22 protein-coding genes are annotated in these 25,564 nt (G+C 33.6%); 13 read left to right on the forward strand and 9 right to left on the reverse strand.

The features are described 5' to 3' along the window. The first annotated feature begins 36 nt into the window (after positions 1-36). The 6 genes from ACKVOD_RS06450 to ACKVOD_RS06475 all read left to right on the forward strand — a co-directional run bounded on the left by ACKVOD_RS06450 (position 37) and on the right by ACKVOD_RS06475 (position 7,278). Positions 37-1,704, forward strand: a complete 1,668-nt coding sequence (locus tag ACKVOD_RS06450; RefSeq protein ID WP_409208648.1) for a hypothetical protein — start codon at positions 37-39, stop codon at positions 1,702-1,704. Continuing rightward, positions 1,704-2,705, forward strand: a complete 1,002-nt coding sequence (locus tag ACKVOD_RS06455; protein ID WP_409208649.1) for a vWA domain-containing protein — start codon at positions 1,704-1,706, stop codon at positions 2,703-2,705. Before ACKVOD_RS06450 ends, ACKVOD_RS06455 begins: the two co-directional genes overlap by 1 nt. A 157-nt stretch (positions 2,706-2,862) precedes the next feature. Then, positions 2,863-3,897, forward strand: a complete 1,035-nt coding sequence (locus tag ACKVOD_RS06460) for a VWA domain-containing protein (RefSeq protein WP_409208650.1) — start codon at positions 2,863-2,865, stop codon at positions 3,895-3,897. After that, entirely contained in the window at positions 3,897-4,655 is a 759-nt protein-coding gene (locus ACKVOD_RS06465; protein ID WP_409208651.1) for a tetratricopeptide repeat protein, read from the forward strand. The genes ACKVOD_RS06460 and ACKVOD_RS06465 overlap by 1 nt, the downstream gene beginning before the upstream one ends. A 16-nt stretch (positions 4,656-4,671) precedes the next feature. After that, positions 4,672-6,429 (forward strand): BatD family protein, encoded by a 1,758-nt coding sequence (locus ACKVOD_RS06470; RefSeq protein WP_409208652.1) that lies wholly within the window; start codon positions 4,672-4,674, stop codon positions 6,427-6,429. Between the two features lie 105 nt (positions 6,430-6,534). Further along, a complete protein-coding gene (locus ACKVOD_RS06475) occupies positions 6,535-7,278 on the forward strand; it encodes a tetratricopeptide repeat protein (RefSeq protein WP_409208653.1) in 744 nt (247 codons plus the stop codon). A gap of 224 nt (positions 7,279-7,502) precedes the next feature. On the opposite strand, the gene ACKVOD_RS06480 is transcribed toward ACKVOD_RS06475, so the two are convergent. Further along, positions 7,503-8,006, reverse strand: coding sequence for a CvpA family protein (locus ACKVOD_RS06480; RefSeq protein WP_409208654.1), 504 nt, complete (start codon positions 8,004-8,006; stop codon positions 7,503-7,505). A 108-nt stretch (positions 8,007-8,114) separates the two neighbouring features. Between ACKVOD_RS06480 and ACKVOD_RS06485 the strand changes: the two genes are divergently transcribed. The 3 genes from ACKVOD_RS06485 to ACKVOD_RS06495 all read left to right on the forward strand — a co-directional run bounded on the left by ACKVOD_RS06485 (position 8,115) and on the right by ACKVOD_RS06495 (position 10,256). Then, positions 8,115-8,471 (forward strand): hypothetical protein, encoded by a 357-nt coding sequence (locus ACKVOD_RS06485; RefSeq protein WP_409208655.1) that lies wholly within the window; start codon positions 8,115-8,117, stop codon positions 8,469-8,471. A gap of 134 nt (positions 8,472-8,605) precedes the next feature. Further along, positions 8,606-9,625 (forward strand): phenylalanine--tRNA ligase subunit alpha, encoded by a 1,020-nt coding sequence (pheS, locus tag ACKVOD_RS06490; protein WP_409208656.1) that lies wholly within the window; start codon positions 8,606-8,608, stop codon positions 9,623-9,625. Positions 9,626-9,848: 223 nt separating this feature from the next. Then, positions 9,849-10,256, forward strand: a complete 408-nt coding sequence (locus tag ACKVOD_RS06495) for a hypothetical protein (protein WP_409208657.1) — start codon at positions 9,849-9,851, stop codon at positions 10,254-10,256. A gap of 2 nt (positions 10,257-10,258) precedes the next feature. On the opposite strand, the gene ACKVOD_RS06500 is transcribed toward ACKVOD_RS06495, so the two are convergent. From ACKVOD_RS06500 to ACKVOD_RS06535, 8 genes are all read right to left on the reverse strand, one after another. Beyond that, positions 10,259-11,254 (reverse strand): NAD(P)H-dependent glycerol-3-phosphate dehydrogenase, encoded by a 996-nt coding sequence (locus ACKVOD_RS06500; RefSeq protein WP_409208658.1) that lies wholly within the window; start codon positions 11,252-11,254, stop codon positions 10,259-10,261. A 255-nt stretch (positions 11,255-11,509) separates the two neighbouring features. Next, positions 11,510-12,673 carry an iron-containing alcohol dehydrogenase gene (locus ACKVOD_RS06505; protein ID WP_409208659.1) on the reverse strand — a complete coding sequence of 388 codons (1,164 nt, stop codon included), beginning with the start codon at positions 12,671-12,673 and terminating at the stop codon, positions 11,510-11,512. A gap of 66 nt (positions 12,674-12,739) precedes the next feature. Next, the gene (nadD, locus tag ACKVOD_RS06510; RefSeq protein ID WP_409208660.1) at positions 12,740-13,330 is read right to left on the reverse strand and encodes a nicotinate (nicotinamide) nucleotide adenylyltransferase; all 591 of its coding nucleotides are present in this window, start codon (positions 13,328-13,330) and stop codon (positions 12,740-12,742) included. Positions 13,331-13,413: 83 nt separating this feature from the next. Continuing rightward, positions 13,414-13,986, reverse strand: coding sequence for a guanylate kinase (gmk, locus tag ACKVOD_RS06515; RefSeq protein ID WP_409208661.1), 573 nt, complete (start codon positions 13,984-13,986; stop codon positions 13,414-13,416). A 54-nt stretch (positions 13,987-14,040) separates the two neighbouring features. Continuing rightward, a complete protein-coding gene (locus tag ACKVOD_RS06520; protein ID WP_409208662.1) occupies positions 14,041-14,901 on the reverse strand; it encodes a YicC/YloC family endoribonuclease in 861 nt (286 codons plus the stop codon). 101 nt (positions 14,902-15,002) lie between these two features. Further along, positions 15,003-15,899 carry a DMT family transporter gene (locus tag ACKVOD_RS06525; protein ID WP_409208663.1) on the reverse strand — a complete coding sequence of 299 codons (897 nt, stop codon included), beginning with the start codon at positions 15,897-15,899 and terminating at the stop codon, positions 15,003-15,005. Next, positions 15,899-16,249 carry an arsenate reductase family protein gene (locus tag ACKVOD_RS06530; RefSeq protein WP_409208664.1) on the reverse strand — a complete coding sequence of 117 codons (351 nt, stop codon included), beginning with the start codon at positions 16,247-16,249 and terminating at the stop codon, positions 15,899-15,901. The genes ACKVOD_RS06525 and ACKVOD_RS06530 overlap by 1 nt, the downstream gene beginning before the upstream one ends. A 58-nt stretch (positions 16,250-16,307) precedes the next feature. Continuing rightward, complete coding sequence (locus tag ACKVOD_RS06535; RefSeq protein ID WP_409208665.1) at positions 16,308-17,114, reverse strand: THC0290_0291 family protein; 807 nt, start codon at positions 17,112-17,114, stop codon at positions 16,308-16,310. Between the two features lie 285 nt (positions 17,115-17,399). Between ACKVOD_RS06535 and gdhA the strand changes: the two genes are divergently transcribed. The 4 genes from gdhA to ileS all read left to right on the forward strand — a co-directional run bounded on the left by gdhA (position 17,400) and on the right by ileS (position 25,561). Beyond that, the gene (gdhA, locus tag ACKVOD_RS06540; protein WP_409208666.1) at positions 17,400-18,743 is read left to right on the forward strand and encodes an NADP-specific glutamate dehydrogenase; all 1,344 of its coding nucleotides are present in this window, start codon (positions 17,400-17,402) and stop codon (positions 18,741-18,743) included. A gap of 120 nt (positions 18,744-18,863) precedes the next feature. After that, entirely contained in the window at positions 18,864-21,167 is a 2,304-nt protein-coding gene (locus ACKVOD_RS06545) for a T9SS type A sorting domain-containing protein (RefSeq protein WP_409208667.1), read from the forward strand. A 13-nt stretch (positions 21,168-21,180) separates the two neighbouring features. Beyond that, positions 21,181-21,894, forward strand: coding sequence for a DNA repair protein RecO (recO, locus tag ACKVOD_RS06550; protein ID WP_409208668.1), 714 nt, complete (start codon positions 21,181-21,183; stop codon positions 21,892-21,894). 187 nt (positions 21,895-22,081) lie between these two features. Further along, positions 22,082-25,561 (forward strand): isoleucine--tRNA ligase, encoded by a 3,480-nt coding sequence (gene ileS, locus ACKVOD_RS06555; RefSeq protein WP_409208669.1) that lies wholly within the window; start codon positions 22,082-22,084, stop codon positions 25,559-25,561. The last annotated feature ends 3 nt before the right edge of the window (positions 25,562-25,564 follow it).

Here is a 25,564-nt window from a genome sequence, read left to right on the forward strand (position 1 = left end):
GGTTCCAAACCCTGACAGGACTAAAGTTAAAAACAAATGAAAATTAAACTATATTTACTATTACTGCTGCTTTCTGCCACCACCGTTTTTGGTCAACAAAAACAAGTGACAACCAGTATTGATACTATTAAAAATAAAATAGGTACCGAGTTTAAACTAACATTAAAAACCGAGGTTGATACCTTGACAAAAGTGGTTTTTCCTAATTTAAAATTTTTTGGAACACTCGAAGTAATTTCATCTTATCCCATTGACACCATTCTAAAAAATGACCGCTATGAATTAATTAAAAAATACGGATTAACCCAATTTGATTCAGGAAAATTTACCATCCCGAGTGTTCGGATCCTAATCAATAACAAAGCTTTTTTATCTGACTCACTTCGTGTTGAAGTTACCAATGTTCAGGTAGATACTCTCAAACAAAAAATGTTTGACATAAAGAATATTATTCCTGCTCAGAATTCTTTTTTTGGAACTTGGTGGAAATATCTATTAGCACTGTTATTTATTGCAGGCATTGGCGGATTGATATATTGGTATATTAAAAATAAAAAAAATAAGAAAACTACGGAAGAAGAAGTCTATAAAACCCCAATAGAGAAAGCAACTTCTAAGCTCAACAAATTGGAAAAAAAAGAGCTTTGGCAAAGGGGTGAAATAAAAGAATATTATAGTGAATTGACTGATATTGTCAGAAATTATATTGAGGAAGCCATCGAAATACCCGCAATGGAAAGCACAACTTCTGAATTAATCGAAGGGTTAAAAGTTGTTTCTCTTAAAAAGAAAATGAAACTTTCTAAGGAAACCATTGAAAATTTGTTTACCGTTTTGAAACAAGCCGATTTAGTAAAATTTGCCAAATCAAAACCTATGGATTTTGAAATTACCGAAGACCGCAAAAAAATTGAAAGAGCCATTGTCACTTTAGACAAATCTATACCTGTTGTCCTCGAAAAAGAAGATGAATCGTTACTCAACGAAATGCAACGACAACAACAGCTGAAAATAGAACAAGAAAAACAAAGAAAGAAAAAAGTAACTATTGCAGTAGTTTCATTGGTAGGACTACTTTTTGCCATCACTACTTTTTTTATTGCTACAAAAGGATTCGATTATGTAATTGATAATGTTTTAGGAAATTCTTCTAAAGAATTGTTAGAAGGCGAATGGGTAAAAAGTGAATATGGCAGTCCGTTAGTTAGAATCAATACTCCAAAAGTACTCGTGAGAACTGATTTAAAAAAGGTGCTTCCCCAAAATGGTTTAGCATTAATCAAAGACATGCAATCCTTTACTTTTGGCAATTTCAATGACAATTTTTATATAATGGTATCGACCTTAAAATATAAACAAGACCCGAGTGCCAGCGAACAGGCGAAGCAAACAGAAATTGAATTATCAAAATCATTAGAATCTGCATTACAAACATTAGAGTCACAAGGAGCGCAAAACATGATTGTAAAGCAAGAAGAGTTTGAAACTGCCGAAGGAATTAAAGGGATTAAAGGCTACGGGACTTTTTCAAAAATTGATGAAGAAAATAAAACCAGTACAAAATTTTATTATGAAGCCTTGCTTTTTAGTCAAGAAGGCGGATTACAACAAGTTATTATTGTTCATGAAGAGGGTGATAAATATGCTAATGATATTTCGGATAAAATTTTAAGCTCGGTTGAACTTCAAAACACAAAACAATAATGGGAAAAGTCACTTTTTTAAACCCTGAGTTTTTTTGGTTGTTTCTTTTGATTCCAATCGCTATCGCATGGTTATATTTGAAAAGGAATCAATCATCAACCACTTTAAAAATAAGTTCACTTAAAGGATTTGGAAGTAATAAATCGTTTTTGGCTAGATTAAGACCTTTTTTAGATGTACTTCGATTATTGGCTTTAAGTTCGTTAATTATTGCTATGGCAAGACCAAGAACAGTTGATGTTAGCAATAAAACCAAAACAACTAAGGGAATTGATATTGTCATGGCGGTAGATGTTTCAGGCAGTATGCTCGCAAAGGATTTAAAACCCAACAGAATGGAAGCGCTTAAAAGAGTAGCTGCGGATTTTGTAGAACAAAGACCCAATGACAGAATAGGACTCGTAGTGTATGCTTCTGAAGCCTATACCAAAACACCTGTAACCAGTGATAAAGCGGTGATTGAAGATGCAATTAACAGCATTAAATATGATAATGTTTTAAAAGACGGAACAGGAATAGGAATGGGATTAGCCACAGCAGTAAACCGATTAAAAGATAGCAAAGCCAAAAGTAAAGTTATTATTCTATTGACAGACGGGGTGAATAATGGAGGATTTATAGAGCCTGAAACCGCTGCAGATATAGCCAAACAATATGGTATTAAAGTATATACCATTGGAATTGGAACTAATGGAATGGCTGAATTTCCGTATGCAATAGCTCCTAATGGACAGTTTTTGTTTCAAATGATGCAAGTAGAAATTGACGAACAATTATTGAGAAGCATTGCCAGAAAAACAGATGGAAAATATTTTAGAGCCACCAGTAATAGCAAATTAGCTGAAATTTATGAATCTATCAATAAGCTAGAAACGACAGAAATAGAAGAGCTTAAATTTTATGATTATGACGAAAAATTTAGACCTTTTGTTTGGTTGACAGTTCTGTTATTATTAGTAGAAATAGGATTACGAAACACGGTTTATAGGAGTTTTATATAAGCATCACTCCAGCCCTCTCAAAGAAATATGGAGTTGAGATTGAAAATAAATGAGAAGCTAATATACTTTGAAAATGAAAAATGATTAATTAAAATAGTACAAAATTAAGGTTTGATTTTAGAGTGAAATCTGAAATCTGAAATCTGAAATCTGAATAATGGAATTAGACGAATCAAAATATTTATACCTTCTTTTTACAGTACCCCTTTTGGTAGTGCTTTTTCTATACAATCAATATTGGAAAAGAAAAAAACATCGTGAATTCGGGGACTTAGAACTCGTTAAAAAACTAAGTCCAGAAAAATCAGTTTTTAAACCTATTTTGAAATTGGCAGTACTACTTTTGGCATTAATCTGTTTGATTTTTGGCTTGGTTAATCCAAAAATGGGAACTAAAATGGAAACGGTTAAACGAGAAGGAATAGACATCGTTTTTGCCATGGATGTTTCTAAAAGTATGCTTGCCGAAGATGTTGCCCCAAATAGATTAGATAAAAGCAAGCAAATTGTATCCCAAATAATCAATCAATTGGGAAGTGACAGGATAGGAATTGTGGCTTATGCCGGAAGTGCATTTCCAGTTTTGCCCATTACTACTGATTATAGTGTTGCCAAAATGTTTTTGCAAAGCATGAATACCGATATAGTTTCCTCTCAGGGAACTTCACTTGATGAAGCAATTAAATTGTCAGCAACTTATTTTGATGATAAAAGCAAAACTAGTAAATTATTGATTTTGATTTCAGATGGAGAAGACCACTCTGAGGGTGCTGAGGATGCTGCCGAGGAAGCCAATAAATTGGGAATGAAAATAATTGCTGTCGGGATAGGAACCGAAAAAGGAAGTGCCATTCCGCTTAGGATTAATGGAGTTGTCGAAAGTTTCAAAAGAGACAACAACAACGAAGTAGTAATTACAAAGTTAAACAAAGAAGGTTTAATGACGATTGCTAATACCACAAAAGGGGGTTATGTGAATGGAAATAATACCAAAGAAGTAATAGATTATATAAAAAATACATTAGACACTATTCAAAAAACAGAATTCGAATCGACCCAAATGGCCAATTTTCAGTCTCAATTTCAATGGTTCCTTGGCATTGCTTTTTTTCTGTTGTTTATCGATATTTTCTTTTTAGAAAGAAAAACAACTTGGGTGAAAAAGCTGAATTTATTTAACGAAAAAGAATAATGAAAAAAAGTATTATATATATTATATTATTTTTTTCTTTTGCTGTTTCGGCTCAAGAGAAAGACAAGGCTATGGATCAAGCTAACCAAGATTATACCGAGAACAAGTTTGTTGAAGCTGAAGCCAATTATAGAATTTCGCATTCAAAATTTAATAAAAGAACAGTTTCACCTTATAATTTAGGGAATGCAATTTATAAGCAAAACCAAATTGAGGAGGCCAAATATGCTTATGCAAAAGCAATCGAAAATTCAAAATCAAAAATTCAAAAACATAAAATATTTCATAATTTAGGGAATGTTTTTATGAAAGAAAAAAATTATAGTGAAGCAGTTGAAGCCTACAAAAATGCTCTTCGAAATGACCCGAGTGACGAGGAAACACGTTATAATTTTGCTTTAGCCAAAAAAATGCTTAAAGAAAATCCTCCTAAGAATGATAAAAAAAAGGATAAGGACAAAAAAGACGACAAAAATAAAAACAAAGACAAGAAAGACGACAACAAGGACGGAGATAAAGATAAGAAAGATGACAAGGGTAAAGAAAAAGATAAACCTAATAATAAAGAGGGTAAAAACGAAAAAAACAAAGACAAACCCAATGAAAACGGGAAACCTAAGCCATTGCCTGGTGGAATTTCACAACAACGATTAGAAAATCTCTTGGATGCAGTAAACAACGAAGAGAAAAATATACAAGAAAAAGTAAATGCCAAAAAAGTAAAAGGCAAACCAATACAAACTGAAAAAGATTGGTAGTTCAATAAAATAAGAAATGAAAAATTTTATAATAGCTTTGGTTTTAATAGGTTTTAATGCACTGATGGCTCAAGTTCAATTTGAAGCCAAAGTGAGTAAAAACACACTTGGACTAAATGAAAGACTTCGAATTGATTTTACGATGAATGTGGATGGAGACAACTTTATTCAACCCAATTTTGAAGGGTTTAGAATCATTGCAGGACCAAGTCAGCAAGTCAGTCAATCCTGGGTAAATGGAAAAAGTTCCTTCGAAAAAACCTATTCTTATTTTCTTTTGCCGTCCCAAAAAGGGAATCTCATAATTAAGCAAGCAACTATAGAATATAATGGTCAAATATATAAGACTAACCCAATAAAAATTAATGTTACCGCTGCTGTAGAACAACCAAAAGACCCTAACGACACTCAAGTTTCTGCAGATGATAACATTTATTTAGTAGCCGATATCTCTAAAACAAATCCTTATTTAAACGAACCCATTACCGTAGTATATAAGTTATATTTTAGTTATAGTATTGGCATTTCAAATTGGCGAGAACTCAATAAACCCAAATACAATGATTTTTGGAGTCAAAATATAGATATTAAACAATTAGTGGCTGAAGAAGGCATGTTTAAAGGCGAGAAATATCGTTATGTTGTGTTAAGAAAAACAGTTTTGTATCCACAAAAAACAGGAAAACTAGAAATTGAGCCTTTATCATTAGACATTGACGTACAATTACCTTCTAACAGAAGAAACATTTTTGGGCAAGTATTAATGACCCAAGGAAATAAAAGGGTGTCTGCAGGTTCGAAAACAATAGCTGTAAAAGCACTTCCTGAGGCAGGAAAACCTGCTGATTTCTCTGGAGCTGTGGGTAAATTTGATTTTAAGGTAATCCCTTCTAAAACGAATCTAAAAAATGGAGAAAGCCTAGATTTAGCAGTAATTGTAACAGGAAGTGGAAATATGAAATTATTTACGTTGCCAAAACCTATAGTGCCCAATGCATTAGAAATGTACGACCCAGTTCATACCGACAAAGTAAATACAAATTTGTCTGGAATGAGCGGAAAAACATTCGATAATTATGCAATTATCCCTCAATTTAAAGGAAATTACCCGATAAAATCAATGCATTTTTCTTATTTTGATTTGGGTTCAGGAAGCTATAAAACAATCAGTTCGCCCGAGATAATTATCAATGTTCTTGAAGGTCCTACTGCGGATGAACCTAATGTTGCTGAAGCAACGGGAGTCACTAAAAACAAAATTTCGACTAGTGAACAATTCAAATTTATTAAGTTAAAAACCAATTTATTATCAATGAAAAACGATGATTTTTTTGGTTCTAACACTTTTTATAGTTTATTGTTTTTGCCATTTTTAATGCTCCCATTAATAGTGCTTTTCAAAAAGAAAAAGGAAGCTATAGATGGAGATGTTGCTGGAAATAGAATAAAAAATAATAATCGATTGGCTAAAAAATACTTGTCGGAAGCCAAAAAACAGATAAATAATAAAGACCCATTTTATGTGGCATTGGAAAAAGCTATGCATAATTTTCTTAAGGCTAAGTTGCATATTGAAACCTCAGAAATGAGCAAAAGCAATATTCAAGAACTTTTATTATCAAGAAATACAAATACAGAAACGGTCAACGAATTTATTCTGCTTACTGAGAATTGTGAACTCGCAAGATATGCGCTCATTTCGAGTTCGGCCATTGAACAAGATTTTGACAAAGCGGTACAGATTATTTCGGATTTAGAAAAACAGATTTCGTAACTACTAATTGTTAGTAGCCATAAATCCCCCTCTTGAGAGGGGTTAGGTGTGTGTTTTTTGTATAATTAATTGGAGTAAAATAGTGTCTAGCAAAAAACATAAATAATGAAAAAATTACTTTTAATATTTTTATTTTTAACCCAAATTTTCTTTGCCCAAAGTGGTTTTGAAAAAGGAAATGTGTTATATCAAAAAGGTAAATACAAACAAGCAGTAACCGCTTATGAATCGGTATTAAAAGCAAATGAACATTCGGCGGAATTGTATTTTAATCTAGGTAATTGTTACTACAAAATAAATAAAGTAGCTCCAGCTATATATAATTATGAAAAAGCTTTACTGCTCAATCCTGATGATTCAGAAATCGCCAATAATTTAAAATTCGCCCAAAAACTACAAATTGATGAAATTAAAGAAATTCCACAAGTAGGTTTTTCAAAAATGATTCTCGATTTCATTTCGGTATTTCACTATAATACTTGGGGTTGGATATCAGTTGTATTAGCGACTTTATTTCTCTTACTTTTTATAGGTTATTATTTTTCGCAGTTTTCCTTATACAAAAGAGTATTTTTCATCGGAATCATAGTGCTTATTTTACTGCAATTAATAAGTGTTTCGGCAGCAATTTCTGTTAAAAATGAATACGATAAAGAAAAACCAGCCATTGTTTTTGCCGAAATAGCAGCAGTAAAAAGCGAACCACAAAACGCAAGTACAACAGCATTTATGCTACACGAGGGAACTAAAGTTTTTGTATTAGAAACCATAAGTAATTGGAAAAAAATTCAATTAACCGATGGAACCGAAGGTTGGATTGACAAATCGGCAATTAAGGAAGTGAAATAGACTTTAGATTTCAGGTTGCAGATTGTGTTTGTGAGTTTAGAATCCTTATGTGCTGCTATCTGAAACCTGCTATCTGAAACCTGCTATCTGAAATCTGCTATCTGAAACCTGCTATCTGAAACATGCTATCTGAAATCTGCTATCTGAAACCTGCTATCTGAAACCTGCTATCTGAAACCTGCTATCTGAAACCTGCTATCTGAAATCCGGTCTCTGAAATCTGTTCACTTTTTTTTCAACTCTTTATACCATTTTTCGATAGAAGGAAAAACGAATCCTGCTGTTTTTTGTATAGGGCGATAAAATAGTGATTTGTCTAAGGTTTCTTTTTTGGCAAAAGTATTGTTGAAATTTATCTTTTCGAAAAAATTTAAAAAAACACCTAGAATTAATACAGTTTTTAATAGTCTAAACCCACCACCGCCTAGTTTGTTAATCCAGCCCAAATAGGCAAAACTGGCTATTTTAGTTAAGAATTTTGCAGCTAACGAAACACCAATAATTACCAAAATGAAGGTAAGAAGAAAAGCCCATATTTGAACCGTTTTTGGATTCCAATTTACAAATCCAGACAAAATTCTTGTAGCAAATCCAGAAAATTTTATGGCTATATATATGCCTAACAATAAAGAAACAAAAGAAGCCAACTCTACAAAAAGCCCGTTTCGCATTCCTTTGTACAAACCTAAAGCTAAAAAAACACCCAAAACAATATCTAAAAAACTCATAAAAAAAAGAATAAAGAGAATAGAATAAAGAACAAAGATAAAAGAATTATGTTGGTATCTTTGCCCGAACGATTTTAGATATTCTAAAATCTAAAATCCGCAATCTAAATGTCAAGAGATATACAACTTAAAGAACGCTGGGAGCAGCTTGTAACGATACTTTCGGATCAATTTTCGCAGGGTGAAGACTTAGATTTAGACGCCATTATTTATTTAATTGGCGTTCAAGAACTCGGCAAAGTACATCAAACCTATGTAAAGGACGAAAAGCTCAATCTAATGCATATTGCTATTTGTCGATTATTAGAACCTTATGGATTTTATGAATTTGAATTTTTTGATGAAGACGGATGGCCTCATTATAAGGTAAAAGAAGAATTACCAGCCTTAAAAGCTGGAGAACAATCGGTTTTGATGAAAGAAGCCATTGTCAATTATTTTATAGAAAAGCAACTAATTGAATGATGATTGTTGATTTTAGTCCCGAAGCTTCGGGAGCAGATTTATGATTTTAATGTAGATGTATATAAAAACTTCTAACTTCTAACTTCTAACTTCTAACTTTTTCTTAATTTCGCAATCTCAATTATTGAATGAAAATGACAGACAAGATTAAAGAATATATTAGCGAAGCTCAAGCTTTTTCAACTCAAAACACCTCAGAATTAGAAGCATTCAGAATTAAATTTTTAGGAAGTAAAGGGCTTTTAAAAGACTTTTTTGCTGAGTTCAAGAATGTTCCTAATGATCAAAAAAAGGAGTTTGGACAAGTTATTAATTTATTAAAAACTACTGCCGAGGAAAAAGTAAAATCCATTCAAGAATCCCTTGAAAGCAAACAAGAAATCAAAGGGTTTTATGGTGATTTAACGCGCTCAGCCGAACCCGTAATAATAGGTTCTCGTCATCCTATTTCTTTAGTCAAAAATCAAATTATTGATATCTTCTCTAACGTAGGCTTTAATGTTTCTGAAGGACCAGAAATTGAGGATGATTGGCATAATTTCACCGCATTAAACTTGCCTGAATACCATCCAGCGCGTGATATGCAAGACACTTTTTTCATCCAAACCAATCCAGATGTTTTGTTGCGCACCCATACTTCATCGGTACAAGTACGGTATATGGAAAATAACAAACCACCAATAAGAACGATTTCTCCAGGGAGGGTTTTTCGTAACGAAGCTGTATCATCGCGTTCGCATTGTATTTTTCACCAAGTCGAAGGATTGTATATTGACAAGGATGTTTCTTTTGCCGATTTGAAACAAACGCTTTTGTATTTTACCAAAGAAATGTTCGGAAAATCGAAAATACGTTTGCGCCCTTCTTATTTTCCGTTTACCGAACCGAGTGCCGAAATAGATATTTACTGGGGACTAAAAACCGAAACCGATTACCGTATTACAAAAGGAACAGGTTGGCTGGAAATTGGTGGTTGCGGCATGGTAGATCCAAATGTCTTGAAAAATTGCAACATCAATCCAGAAGAATATACAGGTTTCGCCTTTGGAATGGGAATCGAAAGAATCGCCATGTTATTGTATCAAATTGGCGATATTCGAATGTTTTACGAAAATGACGTTCGTTTCTTGGAGCAATTCAAAGCGAGTATTTAATTTTAGAAGCTATTTCCTGCTTTCCGCTTCAATCTTTCTCAATACTGCTTTTTCTTCTAAGTCATTGCAGGAACTTCCGTTGGTCGTTCTGCAATAACAAGAAAAAATAAGCATTATTTTCAAAAGGATTTCCGCTGCAATCAGGGCTAGTCTGGTTAAACAAAACTATAGTATTTTCAAAATAAAACTTTGTGCCTTCGAGTCTTCGTGGCAAAACATTAAAATGAAAACAGACATCATAATCCCCATCGTAGAAAACGTTTTCCTCGCCGCGGTCCAAGAATGGAGCGACGATTTTATGGAAAAAGTTTGGTATGCCTATTTAATAAACGACAGCGATTTCAATCTCGATAGTGTTATGGTAGTTTCAAAAGCTTTTGGAACCATCGATGGCGAAATGAAAAAAACGTCGCTTTTGCGTCATGCGTTTGTAGAAGTCCCATCGGTTTCTGTAGTAAAAATTGAAATGTTGGAAAAAAGTGTTTTGGTACTCAACAATGAGTTTATGGTTACTTTTTTTATCGCCGACAAATTATACGACCGAAAATTCATCTTCAAAGCAAACTCCATCACTCCAGATTATGTAGAGGAAGTTCCTATTTTATTCGTAGATGGGGTGATTGTTAGATAGGATTAATCCAACTTTTCCGTCAGTTTTTCAAACACTTTTTTAGCTGATTTTCCTTCATACAAAATACTGTACACCGCGTCAATGATTGGGGTATTGGCTTTGTATTCTTGATTGAGTTTGTAGGCACTTTTGGCGGCATAATAGCCTTCGGCAACCATACTCATTTCCATTTGAGCTGATTTTACGGTATAGCCTTTTCCAATCATATTGCCAAACATTCGGTTTCTAGAAAACACAGAATACCCCGTCACTAATAAATCACCCAAATAGGCAGAATCATTGATGTTGCGCTTCATTCGATGCACTTTTCGGATGAATTTTTTCATCTCCCGAATGCTGTTACTCATCAACACCGATTGAAAATTATCGCCATAACCCAGTCCGTGAGCAATACCCGCAGCAATAGCAAAAATATTTTTGAGCATGGCGGCATATTCAGTTCCTATAATGTCATCCGAAATCTTAGTTTTGATATAATTACTGGATAAATTTTGAGCTACTATTTCTGCTTTTTCGGCATCGCCACAGGCTATAGTTAAATAAGACAAACGCTCCAGCGCCACTTCCTCGGCATGACAAGGCCCCGTAATTACGCCTATGTTTTCGAAAGGAATATCGTAAACGGTATTAAAATGTTCGCCAACAATCAAACTCGTTTCGGGAACGATTCCTTTGATGGCCGAGAAAATTACTTTATCCTTTAAAGAAAGAGTCAATTTTTCTAATTCTTGGCTCAAAAACGCCGAAGGAATAGCAAAAATGATATAATCAGCATAGGCAACAGCTTCATTGATATCATTCGTTAATTTTAATTTTTTAATGTCAAATTCTACTGAACTTAAGTAATTTGGGTTATGATGATGTGCTCTTATATATTCGACAGCATCTTCATTTCGCATATACCAAGTTACTTCATCAACATTGGAACAAAGCATTTTTGTAATTGCTGTTGCCCAGCTACCGCCACCTATTACTGCGAATTTTATAGTATTGTTCATTAATTTTATTATATGTAATCAAAAGTACTTAAAAATTTATACATAAAACAAAAAAGTAAGTTCTGAAAATAGAATCCTAAATTATAAAAATGGTAGTTATTTTATAAAATAACTTCAGATTCACACAATATAATGATTTGAAAATCGTTGTAAGTTATTATGCGTAAGTGTTTTACTTATGTATAACTGTTTGAATTAGTTGATTTAGTAATTTGAAAAGGCGTACTTATGGAAAAAGGTTCGCCTTTTTTAGTGCTAATAACTCATTTCAACAATTGATTTTACTTTTTCTAAAGTGATATTTTGTTTTTCACCTAAAGCTGTCCAGCCTCTTTCTGCAAAACGATTGACTATAAAATCAGCTGTTTTATCAAAGTTTTTTTCGCATTCAGATAATTGAGTTGGCATTCCCATAATTTTGAAAAAAGCTATTGTTTTGTTGATAGCATCGTTGGCTATTTCATCTTCGCTCCCTGATAAATTAAAAATACGTTTTCCGTATTGTGCTAATTTTTGTTTTTTTGTTTCAAACATTACGCGGTATAAATTAGGACCAATAATTGCTAATGTTCGAGCATGATCAATTCCAAATAAGGCTGTTAATTCATGTCCTATCATATGAGTTGCCCAATCAGAAGGGACGCCTTTTTGAATCAATCCGTTTAAAGCCATTGTACAACTCCACATGAAATTAGAGGCTAAAGCGTAGTCTTTTGGTTTTTCTACAACACTAGGGCCTACTTGGATTAAGGTTTCTAATATTCCTTCGGCTATTCTATCCTGCAAATACCCTTCATGCGGATAGGTCAAATATTGTTCTAAAACATGAACGTAGGCGTCAATGACTCCGTTTTGTAGTTGGCGTTTTGGTAAAGAAGCAATCACTGTAGGATCACAAATTGAAAATTTAGGAAATAAAGCACTACCTCCAAGAGTTAATTTTTCTTGTGTTGCAGCTATAGTCACTACTGCTCCAGAATTCATTTCTGAACCTGTTGCCGGTAAAGTTAATACAGTTCCAAATGGGATTACTTTAGAAACATCCTTAAACAAAATACGTTTTTGTAATATTTCAATTGGATTTCCCTCAAAATGAGCTGCTGCCGAAATAAATTTTGCACCATCAATGACACTTCCACCGCCTACAGCAAGTATAAAATTTATTTTTTCTTCTTGTGTGATAGCGACTGCTTTTATTAAAGTTTCAAAATTTGGATTGGGTTCAATGCCACCAAATTCGATTATTTCAAAGTCATTCAAAGCTTCTTTTACTTTTGAATAAATACCGTTATTGAATATGCTTCCCCCACCATAAACAAGAAGAATTTTCGAATTTTTGGGAATTAATACGGCTAATTTTTGTATTTGCCCAGTACCAAAAATTAGATTAGTAGGGTTATAGAATTCGAAATTATTCATGATGTTTTATTTTGGGTATAAAGGTACCAAACCCAAATTAAAACGTTTTGTAAAAGAATGTTAAGTTTATTTTTTATACAAATTATTATGGTCAATGTATTCCCAAACTTTTGCAGGTAAAAGAGGTTGAACATTTTTATTCTTTTGAATGTTTTCTCGAATAAAAGTAGATGATATTTCTACAATTGGCGCATCAATAAAATGAATCTTGGAGTTATCTTTAAATGCTTTATTCTCTTCAGTGATTGCTATAGAGTTTACCCTAGGATAGACATAGATTTCATGATTTTGTATAATCACTTCATAATTTTTCCACTTGTTTAACGACTTCAAATTATCTTCTCCCATAATTAAAGAAAAAGTGTGTTTTGGATATTTTTCTTGTAAATGCACCAAAGTATTAACTGTATAATTGGGTTGCGGCAATTTAAATTCTATATCCGAGGGTTTGATTTTTGGATAATGCTCGGTGGCAAGGAAAACCAAATCCAACCGTTTGTAATCATCCAATAAAGTGTTTTTGTTTTTTAGTGGATTATGCGGTGTGACGACCATCCATACCTGGTCTAAAGCAGTATGTTCGACCACATGATTGGCAATTATCAAATGCCCAATATGAATGGGGTTGAAGGATCCAAAATAGAGACCGATTTTCATATATTTAATTGAAAGATTTAAAAATTAAAAGATTTAAAAACCAAAGTAATTTTTCAATTATTAAATCTTTCAATTTTTATAATTTACTTGTTTACAAAGTCATTTACTAATTGATAGGCTTCTTCAAGTGCAACATCCAAATCATAATTCTTGATAATAACATCAAATTGCGGAGCAGTTGCCAGTTCTACGTGTGCTTTTGCAATACGCATATTAATCTTTTCATCACTTTCTGTTGAACGTTCTTTGAGTCGACGTTTTAATTCGTCAACACTGGGTGGTTTTACAAAAACGGCCAAAGTTTCCTCCGGAAATTTATGTTTGATTCGTAATCCTCCAGCGACATCAATATCAAAAATTACATTTTTTCCCAATGCCCAAATGCGTTCTACTTCACTTTTTAAAGTGCCATAAAAATTATCTCTATAGACCTCTTCCCATTCTACAAAATCTTCATTTTTGATGTGAGTTTTAAAATCAGAAAGCGACATAAAATAATACTCCTTCCCATTTACCTCTTCGCCACGAGCTTCACGTGTTGCCGCCGAAATGGAGAACTCAAGATTTAAACTCTCTTTCGATAATAAATGCCTAACGATGGTTGTTTTCCCTGAACCCGATGGTGCCGAAAAAACTATTAATTTTCCTTTTTTCATTTTTTTAAATCTGCAATCATAAATTGTTAATCACCAATCTGCAATCAAATTGTGTTAAAGTACATTCAAAACCTGTTCCTTAATTTTCTCTAATTCATCTTTCATCATCACTACTAATTTTTGCATTTGTGAATGATTAGCTTTTGAACCCATCGTGTTTATTTCGCGACCCATTTCTTGAGTGATAAAACCCAGTTTTCGACCATTGGCTTCAGTTCCGTTAATGGTTTCCAAGAAATAATCAAGATGATTGGTCAAACGTACTTTCTCTTCGGTAATATCTAATTTTTCTAAATAATAGATTAATTCTTGTTCAAATCTGTTCTCGTCAACATTCACTTGTAACTCTGAAATGGCGGTTTGCAAACGGTCTTTTATGGCTTGAACACGCTCGGAATCAAGTGCCAAGGCCTCGTTCATGTATTGTCGGATATTACCAATACGCAATTGGAATTCTTTTTCTAATGAAGTACCTTCATCTCTTCTAAAATTGCCAATATAATTTAAGGCTTCCTCGATTACTTTTTGAATTTCACTCCAATCATTTTCGTCGATTTCTTCCCTTTCGGTTTTCAGGGTATCGGGCATTCTGATAGCCATTTTCATCAATTCGGTTTCATCGGCATCAGCATACACTTCACGCAATTGATTGATATAGGCTTTCACTATCGGCACGTTCACTTTCGTGGAAGTTTGTTCGGCGGTACTTTCGATAAAAACAGAAAAATCTATTTTTCCTCGTTCTAGTTTTAAGGCGATTTGGTTGCGTAAACCCAATTCCATTTCGCGGTAAGACGATGGCATTCTTACACTTACATCTAAGCCTTTGCTGTTTAAAGATTTTACTTCTACGGTTATTTTTTTGGTTGGTAATTGCAAACTCGCTTTACCAAATCCGGTCATTGATTGTATCATATTATTTTTTTAATCAGAATTCAAATATACTAAACTTTGTAGTAAGTAGCGATTAGTAATTAGTAGTAACAAAAAGATAATGATTATTTGCTAATAAGTAATTACCTCTTTTGAGTTACTAAATAAACACCAGTAAATATCAAAACAGCAGAAATAATCTTGACTAATGCCAACTCATCTTTTCCTAAACTGATGGCAAAAATAGTAGCGAAAACAGGTTGTAAGTAGATAAAAACAGCAATTGTAGTTGGTTTTAATTCTTTCATAGAAAGTAAATTTAATAAGTAAGTCAAGAATGTTGAAAATACCACTACAAATCCAATTTTTAAATAGATATCCAAAGGCATTACCCCCCAATTAACGGCTACAAATTCGCTCCAACCAAAAGGCAAAACCATAATAAATCCTATCAGATAAATCCATTTCGCAAAATTATAAGGATTATATTTATCCATTAGTTTTTTTACAAGAACTAGATAAAGACCATAAGAAGAGGCATTTACAAAAACTAAAAAATTCCCTAAGCTTGCATTAGGAGCATTTTCAACAGATTTTCCGTAGAGGATAAGAAAGGCAGTTCCAATAAAGCCTAAAACTATTCCAAAAACCATTCTTTTTTGCATTCGTTCCTTGATGATAATTGCCGAAAGAACGAGAACAATCATTGGAGTTGAAACCATCAGCACCGATGTGGAAATAGGGGATGTTAAACTTAAACCTTTAAAGAAAGAGAGCATATTGAGTGCCACACCAAAAAAAGCAGCTATTACTATTCTTAAATAATCTTTAGGGTCAATCTTTTCCTCTCGAATTTCTTTTAATCTCCGATTATGAAGCCAAAAAAGCCAAAATAAAATTGTAGCACCGCCTACGCGCATAATGACAAAACCATATGCTTGAACATAAATTGGCATTACATCTTTGGCTAACGTAAAGGTAAGTCCGTAAATTATTGAAACAATGGTGGAGCCTATTAAGGCTATAGTCCTTTTTGTCATTAAGATAAAGCTTTCATTACTTGAAGTATATTTTGTTGGCTGTTGCCAATGAATATTTTATCATTTATTATAAACACAGGTCTACTCAAAAAGGTATAATGTTCTAATATGTATTTTTTGAAATTGGCTTCGGTTAGTTTTTTGTTTTTTAAATCCATCGATTTGTACAGCTGTGCTTTTTTGCTAAAAAGAGCTTCATAGCTTCCAGAAAGAGCATACATTTCTTCTAATTCCTCAACACTAATAGGGTATTGTTTGATGTCTTGAAATACCAAACTATGTTCTTTCGGCAATGATTTTATGATTTTTCGGCAAGTATCACAAGAAGCGAGATAGTATATTTTGTTCATTTATGTAAAGGTATTGCTTTGTAAAAACAGAATGCAAAATACAAGAAAAAGTTTGTTTTTATTGTAAATAAAATATGTAGCCGACATTTAACCAAATAAGCCAATCGTTGGCTCTATTTTCTTTAAACTCTTCTGGATTTGGATTCAAACCATCGACCCAATTCGAAAAATAATATTGCCCTCTTAAATCTATCATTAAATCTGATAATGGAGAGAGTTTATAGCGGGTACCCACACTGCCAACAATAGACCAAACCGATTCTGCTTCTGTTGAAAATCCATAAGGACGATCATCTGTAGGAACTAAATATTTTGGGTATGTGGTAAAAGGCGTTCCTAATTTTCCAAGTGTAGAAGATGCGGTAGCATTATAAAAACTAAATTGTGCTCCAAGACTTATGAAAGGCCCCCAGCTTTCAATTGTTGAGGTGAAATCCCGAATGCTAAACGGAAAATATTCTAGTTGCATGCCTATGTTTGTTACTGCTGCGCTACCTCTCATTCCTCTTAGCTGATCTGCTTCCTTACTAGTTTTGTTGGGCGCAACCCATTCCCCAAAATGCTGTAACTCGGTTTTATTATAAGATAATTCACTTCTAAGTTTAAAATGGTCGTTAAAATACGTTTCGGGAGTATAGCAGTTACATTCGGCTTCATAAGAAAAGTTGATGTAATGAATTAATCCAACCCCATAACCCGTATTTCCTGCATTAGTAGATAAATTGTATCGCTCTCCATAATCTGATTGAAAGGCAACTGGCCCAGCAATAAACCCAATTTCGTGAGAAAATCCAAACTGTGAATAAACACTATTCGAAAATCCAAATAGGAAGAAAAAGAATGCTATAATTGATTTAGGGATCATGGACACATAATTACTTAATACAAATATATAAAAACAACAATCATAGTAGGCACTATGAAAAACATTATCTAGAAATCACTATTGAATATCGATTTTTTATAAAGAAAATATATCATTTAATCCGTTTTTATGTTAATTATTTTGAATTTTAAAGTAAAAGATTTATAATTAATAATAAGGTCTGTATAATGTTAATTTAATTTAAAATTATGAAGCAAGAATATCATATAATGTAACTTTGTATCTATTACGAAAACGTTTTCTTAAACCAATAATCTAATTATTATGACAAAAAGTATTAGTAGTTTTATTGAGGCAGTAGCCAAAAAAAATCCCAATGAGCCAGAATTTATGCAAGCAGTGAAGGAAGTTGCTGAAACAGTAATTCCCTTTATTGAAAAAAATAGTAAATATCAAAACAAAATGCTATTAGAAAGAATGGTTGAGTCCGATCGAATCATCATTTTTAGAGTTGTTTGGATTGATGATAAAGGCGAAACCCAAGTAAATCGTGGCTATCGAATTCAAATGAATTCAGCTATTGGACCCTATAAAGGAGGAATTCGCTTTCATCCTTCTGTAAATTTAAGTATTTTGAAATTTTTGGCTTTTGAACAAACTTTTAAAAACAGTTTAACAACATTGCCAATGGGTGGTGGTAAAGGCGGAGCCGATTTTGATCCAAAAGGAAAATCTGATAATGAAGTGATGCGTTTTTGTCAAGCATTCATGACGGAATTATCTAAACACATTGGTTCAAATACCGATGTTCCTGCCGGAGATATTGGTGTGGGTGGAAGAGAAGTAGGTTATATGTTTGGTCAATATAAAAGGCTACGAAATGAATTTACTGGTGTACTAACAGGCAAAGGAATTTCTTTTGGAGGATCGTTAATAAGACCTGAAGCAACGGGCTATGGAGCGGTTTATTTTGCGCAAAGTATGTTGGCAACTAAAGGAGAAACTATTGAAGGGAAAACTGTTGTGGTTTCAGGTTCAGGAAATGTGGCTCAATATGCTGTTGAAAAAGCAATTCAAATAGGTGCCAAAGTAGTAACAATGTCGGATTCTGCAGGTTATATTTATGATGAAGATGGTATTGACGCTGATAAATTGTCCTATGTTATGGAAATTAAAAACGTAAATAGAGGAAGAATCAGTGATTACTTGAATAAATACCCAAATGCAAAATATATAGCAGGTAAACGACCATGGGAAGTGCCATGTGATATAGCTATGCCATGTGCTACACAAAATGAATTGAATGAAGAAGAAGCTAATTTACTTGTGAAAAACGGCTGTGTATGCGTTACAGAAGGTGCCAATATGCCTACAACACCAGAGGCAGTTCTTGTTTTTCAAAAAACAAAAATATTATTTTCACCAGGAAAAGCTTCAAACGCTGGTGGTGTTGCAACTTCAGGATTAGAAATGTCTCAAAACTCTTTGAGATTAAGCTGGACATCTGAGGAAGTAGATCAAAAATTGAAGGAGATTATGTTGAATATTCATGCTTCTTGTGTAAAATATGGTTCGGATGATTCGGGATATATTGATTATGTAAAAGGAGCTAATATTGCAGGATTTGTTAAAGTGGCAGATGCTATGCTTGCTCAAGGAGTGGTATAGAATATATATTTAGGAGATGACTTTCTTCAATTTAATTGAAGAAAGTCTTTTTAATTTTAGGTAACAAAATTCAAAAACTTTCGTTTGTATTATATTTGCGCATCATTAGTAATACAAATAATGAAAAAAAATGTACTCTTTATTCTGTTTCTGATTGTAGTTCAAATAAGTTTTGCACAAAACAATTTGTTATGGAAAGGCTATTTTAGTTATAATGAAATAAAAGACATTTCAGAATCAACTACTGCTGTATTTGCAGCTTCCGAAAATGCATTGTTCTCTCAAAACACAAGCATCATTAAAACAACTAATACTATTGATGGGCTTTCAGGACAAACGATAGCTGCACTATATTACAGTCCAACTTTTAAAAAAACACTAGTAGGTTATGAAGATGGGTTGATTGTTATAATCAATGATGCTGATAATAGCATGCTTAATGTAGTAGATATTGTTAAAAAACAGATACCTTCTAACATCAAGAAAATCAATCACTTCATTGAATATAATGGGATTGTATATATTTCCTGTGATTTTGGAGTGGTACAATTTAATTTATCAACCCTGCAGTTTGGAGATACTTATTTTATAGGACCTTCTGGCGAAGAAACAAGAGTGTATCAAACCACCATCTACAATAATGAAATTTATGCTGTAACCCAATATTACGGAATCAGAAAAGGGAATCTTTCTAATCCTAATTTGAATGATTTCAAGCAATGGCAAGTCTTTGATGCTCGGTATTGGAATGGAATAGTAAACTTTAACAATCAGTTGGTTGCTTATAATTCGAATAATAAAATCTATATGTACAATGGAGCAAGAGCAAGTTTCGATGAAATTTTCGATATTGGTCAAGGAAAAATGCATTTTAAAGCCACTACTAATTATTTGATTGCTACAACAGCTTCCAGTGTTTATGTTTTTGATAAACAATTGGAATTAATCCGTCAAATAAATAGTAGTCAAATTACACCTAGTATTCCTAGTTTTACATGCGCTACAGTAGTTGATGATAAAATATATATGGGTACAAAAGAAGATGGAATGATGAGTACTTTAATCACTCCAAATTCACTTTTTGATAACAATACTCCTTCTGGTCCAACACGTAACAATATTTTTGCACTTGATGTTACTCCAAACACGCTTTGGGCAGTATATGGGGGTTATTCAGGCAATTATAATCCTTACGCATTTAATAATGATGGTTTTCCTAATTCATACGGCATTAGTAAATATACTTCAAAAGGATGGCTACATATTCCTTATGAAAAAGTACTGGGAGCCAAAGCAATTTCAAGGATTATTATAAATCCTAAGAATGAAAAACAAGTATATGCGAGTTCTTTTTTTTCAGGGTTATTAAAAATTGAGAATGACGAACCCAACTTTTTATATAATGAAAACAATAGTAGTTTAGAAGAAATTACATTTATTCCAGGATATCGCAATGATGTTCGAATCAACGGAACAGCCTTTGATAAATCAGGAAATCTGTGGGTAAATAATAGTTTAGTCGACAAAGGTTTAAGTGTATTAAAAATCAATGGACAATGGCAAAGTTATTCCTTAGGAACTATTTTGAAGGACAGTAAAGATGCCAATTTAAGCAGAATGATTATTGACAAAAATGGCACAAAATGGTTTGGCGCTAATACCAATGGTTTGATCAGTTTTAATGAATCCAACAATAAATTTAAAAAAATTAGTATTGGCTCTACTGAAGGTAATTTACCCATTAATGATGTAAGAGTGATTGCATTAGATACTAGAAATCAACTTTGGATAGGTACTACAAAAGGATTGAGAGTATTGTCAAATGTCAGCAGTTTTCTTACTGAGGACCAAATGACGACTAATCCTATCATCATTTTAGAAGATAATCTCGCGCAAGAATTATTTTACGAACAATTTATAACAGATATAGTTGTTGATGGTGCCAATAATAAATGGGTAGGCACAGCAGATTCAGGTGTTTTTCAAGTTTCTTCAAATGGTCAAGAAACTAAATACCATTTCACCAAAGATAACTCACCATTACCAAGTAATACTATAAATGACATTGCCATAAACTCCGATACAGGAGAGGTTTTTATTGCTACAGACAAAGGCATGGTTTCTTTCAAGGGGACTTCAACAGTTGCAAATGAAAACTTAGAAAGCGTGTATGTTTACCCTAATCCCGTAAGACCTGAATTTCAAGGAAATGTAAAAATTACGGGATTATTAGATAAAGCGAATGTAAAAATCACGGATATCCAAGGAAATCTAGTTCATGAAACCACTTCTGAAGGAGGAACAATCGAGTGGGACACCACCGCTTTTGGGAAACACAAAGTAGCTTCTGGAGTCTATATGATTTTTGTTGCAGCACAAGATGGTATTGAAACCAAAGTAAAGAAAGTAATGATTATTAGGTAAATTCCAAATTCCAATGTTGGTAAAAACCAAAGCTATCGTCATTTCTTCTATCAAATACCAAGAAAAAAGCTTGATAGTTCGGTGTTTTACAAAGTCCCACGGTTTAAAATCTTACTTTGTACGTGACGCTTTTTCTTCTAGAAAGTCTAACCAAAAAATCGCTTATTTTCAACCGTTAACTATTCTTGAAATCGAAGCGGTTCATAAAAATAAGGGAACATTAGAGAATTTCAAGGAAATCAAAATTGCAATGCCATTTCAAACTATACATTCGGATATTTATAAAAGTACGATTGTGATGTTTATTTCTGAAATTCTGCATCATTCCATTCACGAAGAGGAGAAAAATGAACATCTTTTTGCCTTTTTGGAAACCACTTTATTTTGGCTCGACAATCACGATGAAACGGCTAATTTTCATTTAATTTTAATGCTCGAAATCACGAAATACCTTGGTTTTTATCCTGATATTTCTGGAATAGAATTTCCTTTTTTCGATGCCAACGAAGGTGTTTTTACTCCATTTCACGGAATCGGTTCGCTCACAGAACACGAAACGAATCTCTTTAAAAAACTCATTCCTTTAAAATTTGATAACGACCAAAAAATCTTCCACGTGATTGAAAGGCAAATCGTCTTGAAAATACTGATTGATTATTATGTTTTTCATTTAGACGGTTTCAGAAAACCAAAATCTTTAGAGGTTTTGAAGGAGATTTTTTCTTAAAAAATTCAGCCACAAAGTCACAAAGTCACAAAGATTTAATTTAAAATTTTAAGCATTGACAAAATCTGGCGTAATCTCTTCAAAATTTGTGCCTTTGCGCCTTTGTGGCAAACAAAAACTCACAACTCATAACTCATAATTCATAACTATTTATTACTTTCGCACCACGATTTAAGAAAAGGATAAAATGAGCATAAAATTTACTGAATACAAAGGACTTAACTTGCCCACAGTGGCATCGGAAGTACTTGATTTTTGGAAAAAAGAAAACATTTTCGAGAAGAGCGTAACCACTCGTGAAGGCAACCCACCATTCGTATTTTTTGAAGGCCCACCTTCAGCAAACGGATTGCCGGGAATACACCACGTCATGGCACGTGCTATTAAAGATATATTTTGCCGTTATAAAACACAAAAAGGATTCCAAGTAAAGCGAAAAGCGGGCTGGGATACGCATGGGTTACCCGTAGAATTAGGCACTGAAAAAGAACTAGGAATTACAAAAGAAGATATTGGAAAAACTATTTCTGTAGAAGAATACAACGAAGCCTGCAAAAAAACGGTGATGCGTTACACCGATGTGTGGAACGATTTAACCGAAAAAATGGGCTATTGGGTAGATATGGAAGATCCATATATCACCTACAAATCCAAGTATATGGAAACCGTTTGGTGGATTTTGAAACAAATCTACAACAAGGATTTGATGTACAAAGGCTACACCATTCAGCCGTATTCTCCAAAAGCGGGAACAGGTTTGTCTTCGCACGAAGTAAACCAACCGGGAAGTTACCGTGATGTTACGGATACGACGGTTGTGGCGCAGTTCTGCCCCCTAACCCCCAAAGGGGGAACAGGAGAAAATACTGTGTCTAAAGCTTTCGGTATTGCCTCTCCCCCTTCGGGGGAGTCGGAGGGGGCGTTCCTCGCTTGGACGACAACACCTTGGACTTTGCCTTCAAATACTGCATTGACAGTAGGTCCAAAAATTGATTATGTATTAGTTGACACTTTCAATCAATATACTTATTTGCGTTCAAAAGTGATTTTGGCCAAAAACTTGGTTGGAAAACAATTTTCGAAAGGATTTTTTGCAAGTACTGAAGCTTCTGATTTTGAAAATTTCAAAGAAGGCGACAAGAAAATTCCATATCAAATTATTGCAGAATGTAAAGGAGCGGATTTAGTTGGAATTCGTTACGAGCAATTGATGCAATTCACTTTACCTTATCAAAACCCAGAAAATGCTTTCCGAGTAATTGCTGGAGATTTTGTAACTACAGAAGATGGAACAGGAATTGTACACACAGCGCCGACTTTTGGTGCTGATGATGCAAAAGTAGCTAAAGAAGCCATTCCCGAAGTTCCACCAATGTTAGTTTTAGACGAAAACGGAAACCCAGTTCCATTAGTAAATCTACAAGGAAAATTCATCGATGGTTTAGGAAGTTATTCCGGAAAATACGTTAAAAACGAATATTACAACGAAGGTGAAGCACCAGAGCGTTCGATAGATGTGGAAATTGCCATCCAATTAAAAGAAGAAAATAAAGCTTTTAAAGTAGAGAAATACGTGCACAGTTACCCACATTGCTGGAGAACTGACACGCCTATTTTGTATTATCCCCTAGATTCTTGGTTTATAGAAATTACCAAAGTTCGGGATCGAATGTTCGAATTGAACGAAACCATCAATTGGAAACCAAAATCAACTGGAGAAGGTCGTTTCGGAAATTGGTTGAAAAATGCCAACGATTGGAATTTATCGCGCTCTCGTTTTTGGGGAATTCCATTGCCAATTTGGAGAAGTGAAGCTGGCCCCGACGATTCGGGAGAAGAAATTTTGATTGGTTCGGTGGAAGAATTATACAACGAAATTGAAAAATCTATTGCTGCAGGTTTCCAAAAGGAAAACCCTTTCAAAGGTTTCGAAATTGGAAATATGGACGAAGCAAACTATGATTTGGTTGACTTACATAAAAATGTGGTGGATGAAATCACGTTAGTTTCGGCTTCCGGAAAACCTATGAAACGCGAATCCGATTTGATTGACGTTTGGTTCGATTCTGGCGCAATGCCTTATGCGCAATGGCATTATCCTTTTGAAAACAAAGATAAAATTGACGAAAACAAAGACTTTCCTGCTGATTTCATTGCCGAAGGTGTAGATCAAACTAGAGGTTGGTTTTATACTTTACACGCGATTTCGACTTTGGTTTTTGACAAAGTAGCTTATAAAAATGTAGTTTCAAATGGTTTGGTTTTGGACAAAAACGGACAAAAAATGTCTAAACGTTTAGGAAATGCAGCCGATCCATTCGATACATTAAACGAATATGGACCTGATGCCACGCGTTGGTATATGATTTCGAATGCGAATCCTTGGGACAATTTAAAATTCGACTTGGAAGGAATTGCTGAGGTTCGACGTAAATTCTTTGGAACATTATACAATACCTATTCTTTCTTTGCATTGTACGCCAATATTGACAATTTCACTTATGCTGAGAATGAAATTCCAATTAACGAAAGGCCAGAAATTGACCAATGGATAATATCAGAATTAAACACTCTAATTAAAGTGGTTGATGAAGCGTATGCAGATTATGAACCTACGAAAGCAGCTCGTGCCATTTCGGAATTTGTGAGTGAAAACTTGAGTAATTGGTACGTTCGTTTGTGTCGTCGTCGTTTTTGGAAGGGCGAATATGCACAGGACAAAATTGCCGCTTATCAGACCTTATATACCTGTTTATTGACCATTAGCAAACTCGGTGCACCTATCGCTCCTTTTTTCATGGATAAGCTTTACAGAGATTTAACTTTGGCAACACAATCGGAAAAATTTGACTCTGTACATTTGGCAGAATTCCCAAAATATGTTGGAAACTTTGTTGATAAATTGTTAGAGAGAAAAATGCAGAAAGCACAGACCATTTCTTCACTGGTTTTATCGCTTAGAAAAAAGGAAATGATCAAGGTGCGTCAACCGTTGCAAAAGATAATGATTCCGGTACTTGACGAGAATCAACGTGCCGAAATTGAAGCTGTTTCTAATCTAATAAAAGCCGAAGTTAACGTCAAAGAAATTGTATTTTTAGACGACGATTCTGGAATTTTAATTAAACAAATTAAACCTAATTTTAAAGCTCTTGGCCCACGATTTGGTAAAGATATGGGATTGATTGCCAAAGAGATAGAAAATTTTTCAGCTACTCAAATCAATCAATTGGATAAGGATGGTAAAATTGATATTACAATTGCTACAAATAGCATAACTTTATCGGTAGAAGATGTGGAGATTTCTTCGCAAGATATCGAAGGTTGGTTGGTTGCTAATTCCAATGGAATTACTGTAGCCTTGGACATAACCATTTCTGAGGAATTAAAACTAGAAGGTATTGCAAGAGAATTAGTTAATAGAATTCAAAATATAAGAAAAGATTCTGGTTTTGAGGTTGTTGACAAAATTAAAGTACATTTGCAAAAAAATACAGACCCGAGCCAAAGCGAACAGGCGAAGCAATTAGAAAAAGCAGTAAAAGCAAATGAAGATTACATTAAATCTGAAACATTAACTGAAATATTAGTTTTTGAAGATGATTTAAGCAATGGAACAGAAATCGAATTTGACGAAATAAAAACAAAAATAGCAATCACTAAATAACAA

Origin of the sequence: Flavobacterium sp. (assembly GCF_046155325.1) — a bacterium.
Classification (GTDB): domain Bacteria; phylum Bacteroidota; class Bacteroidia; order Flavobacteriales; family Flavobacteriaceae; genus Flavobacterium.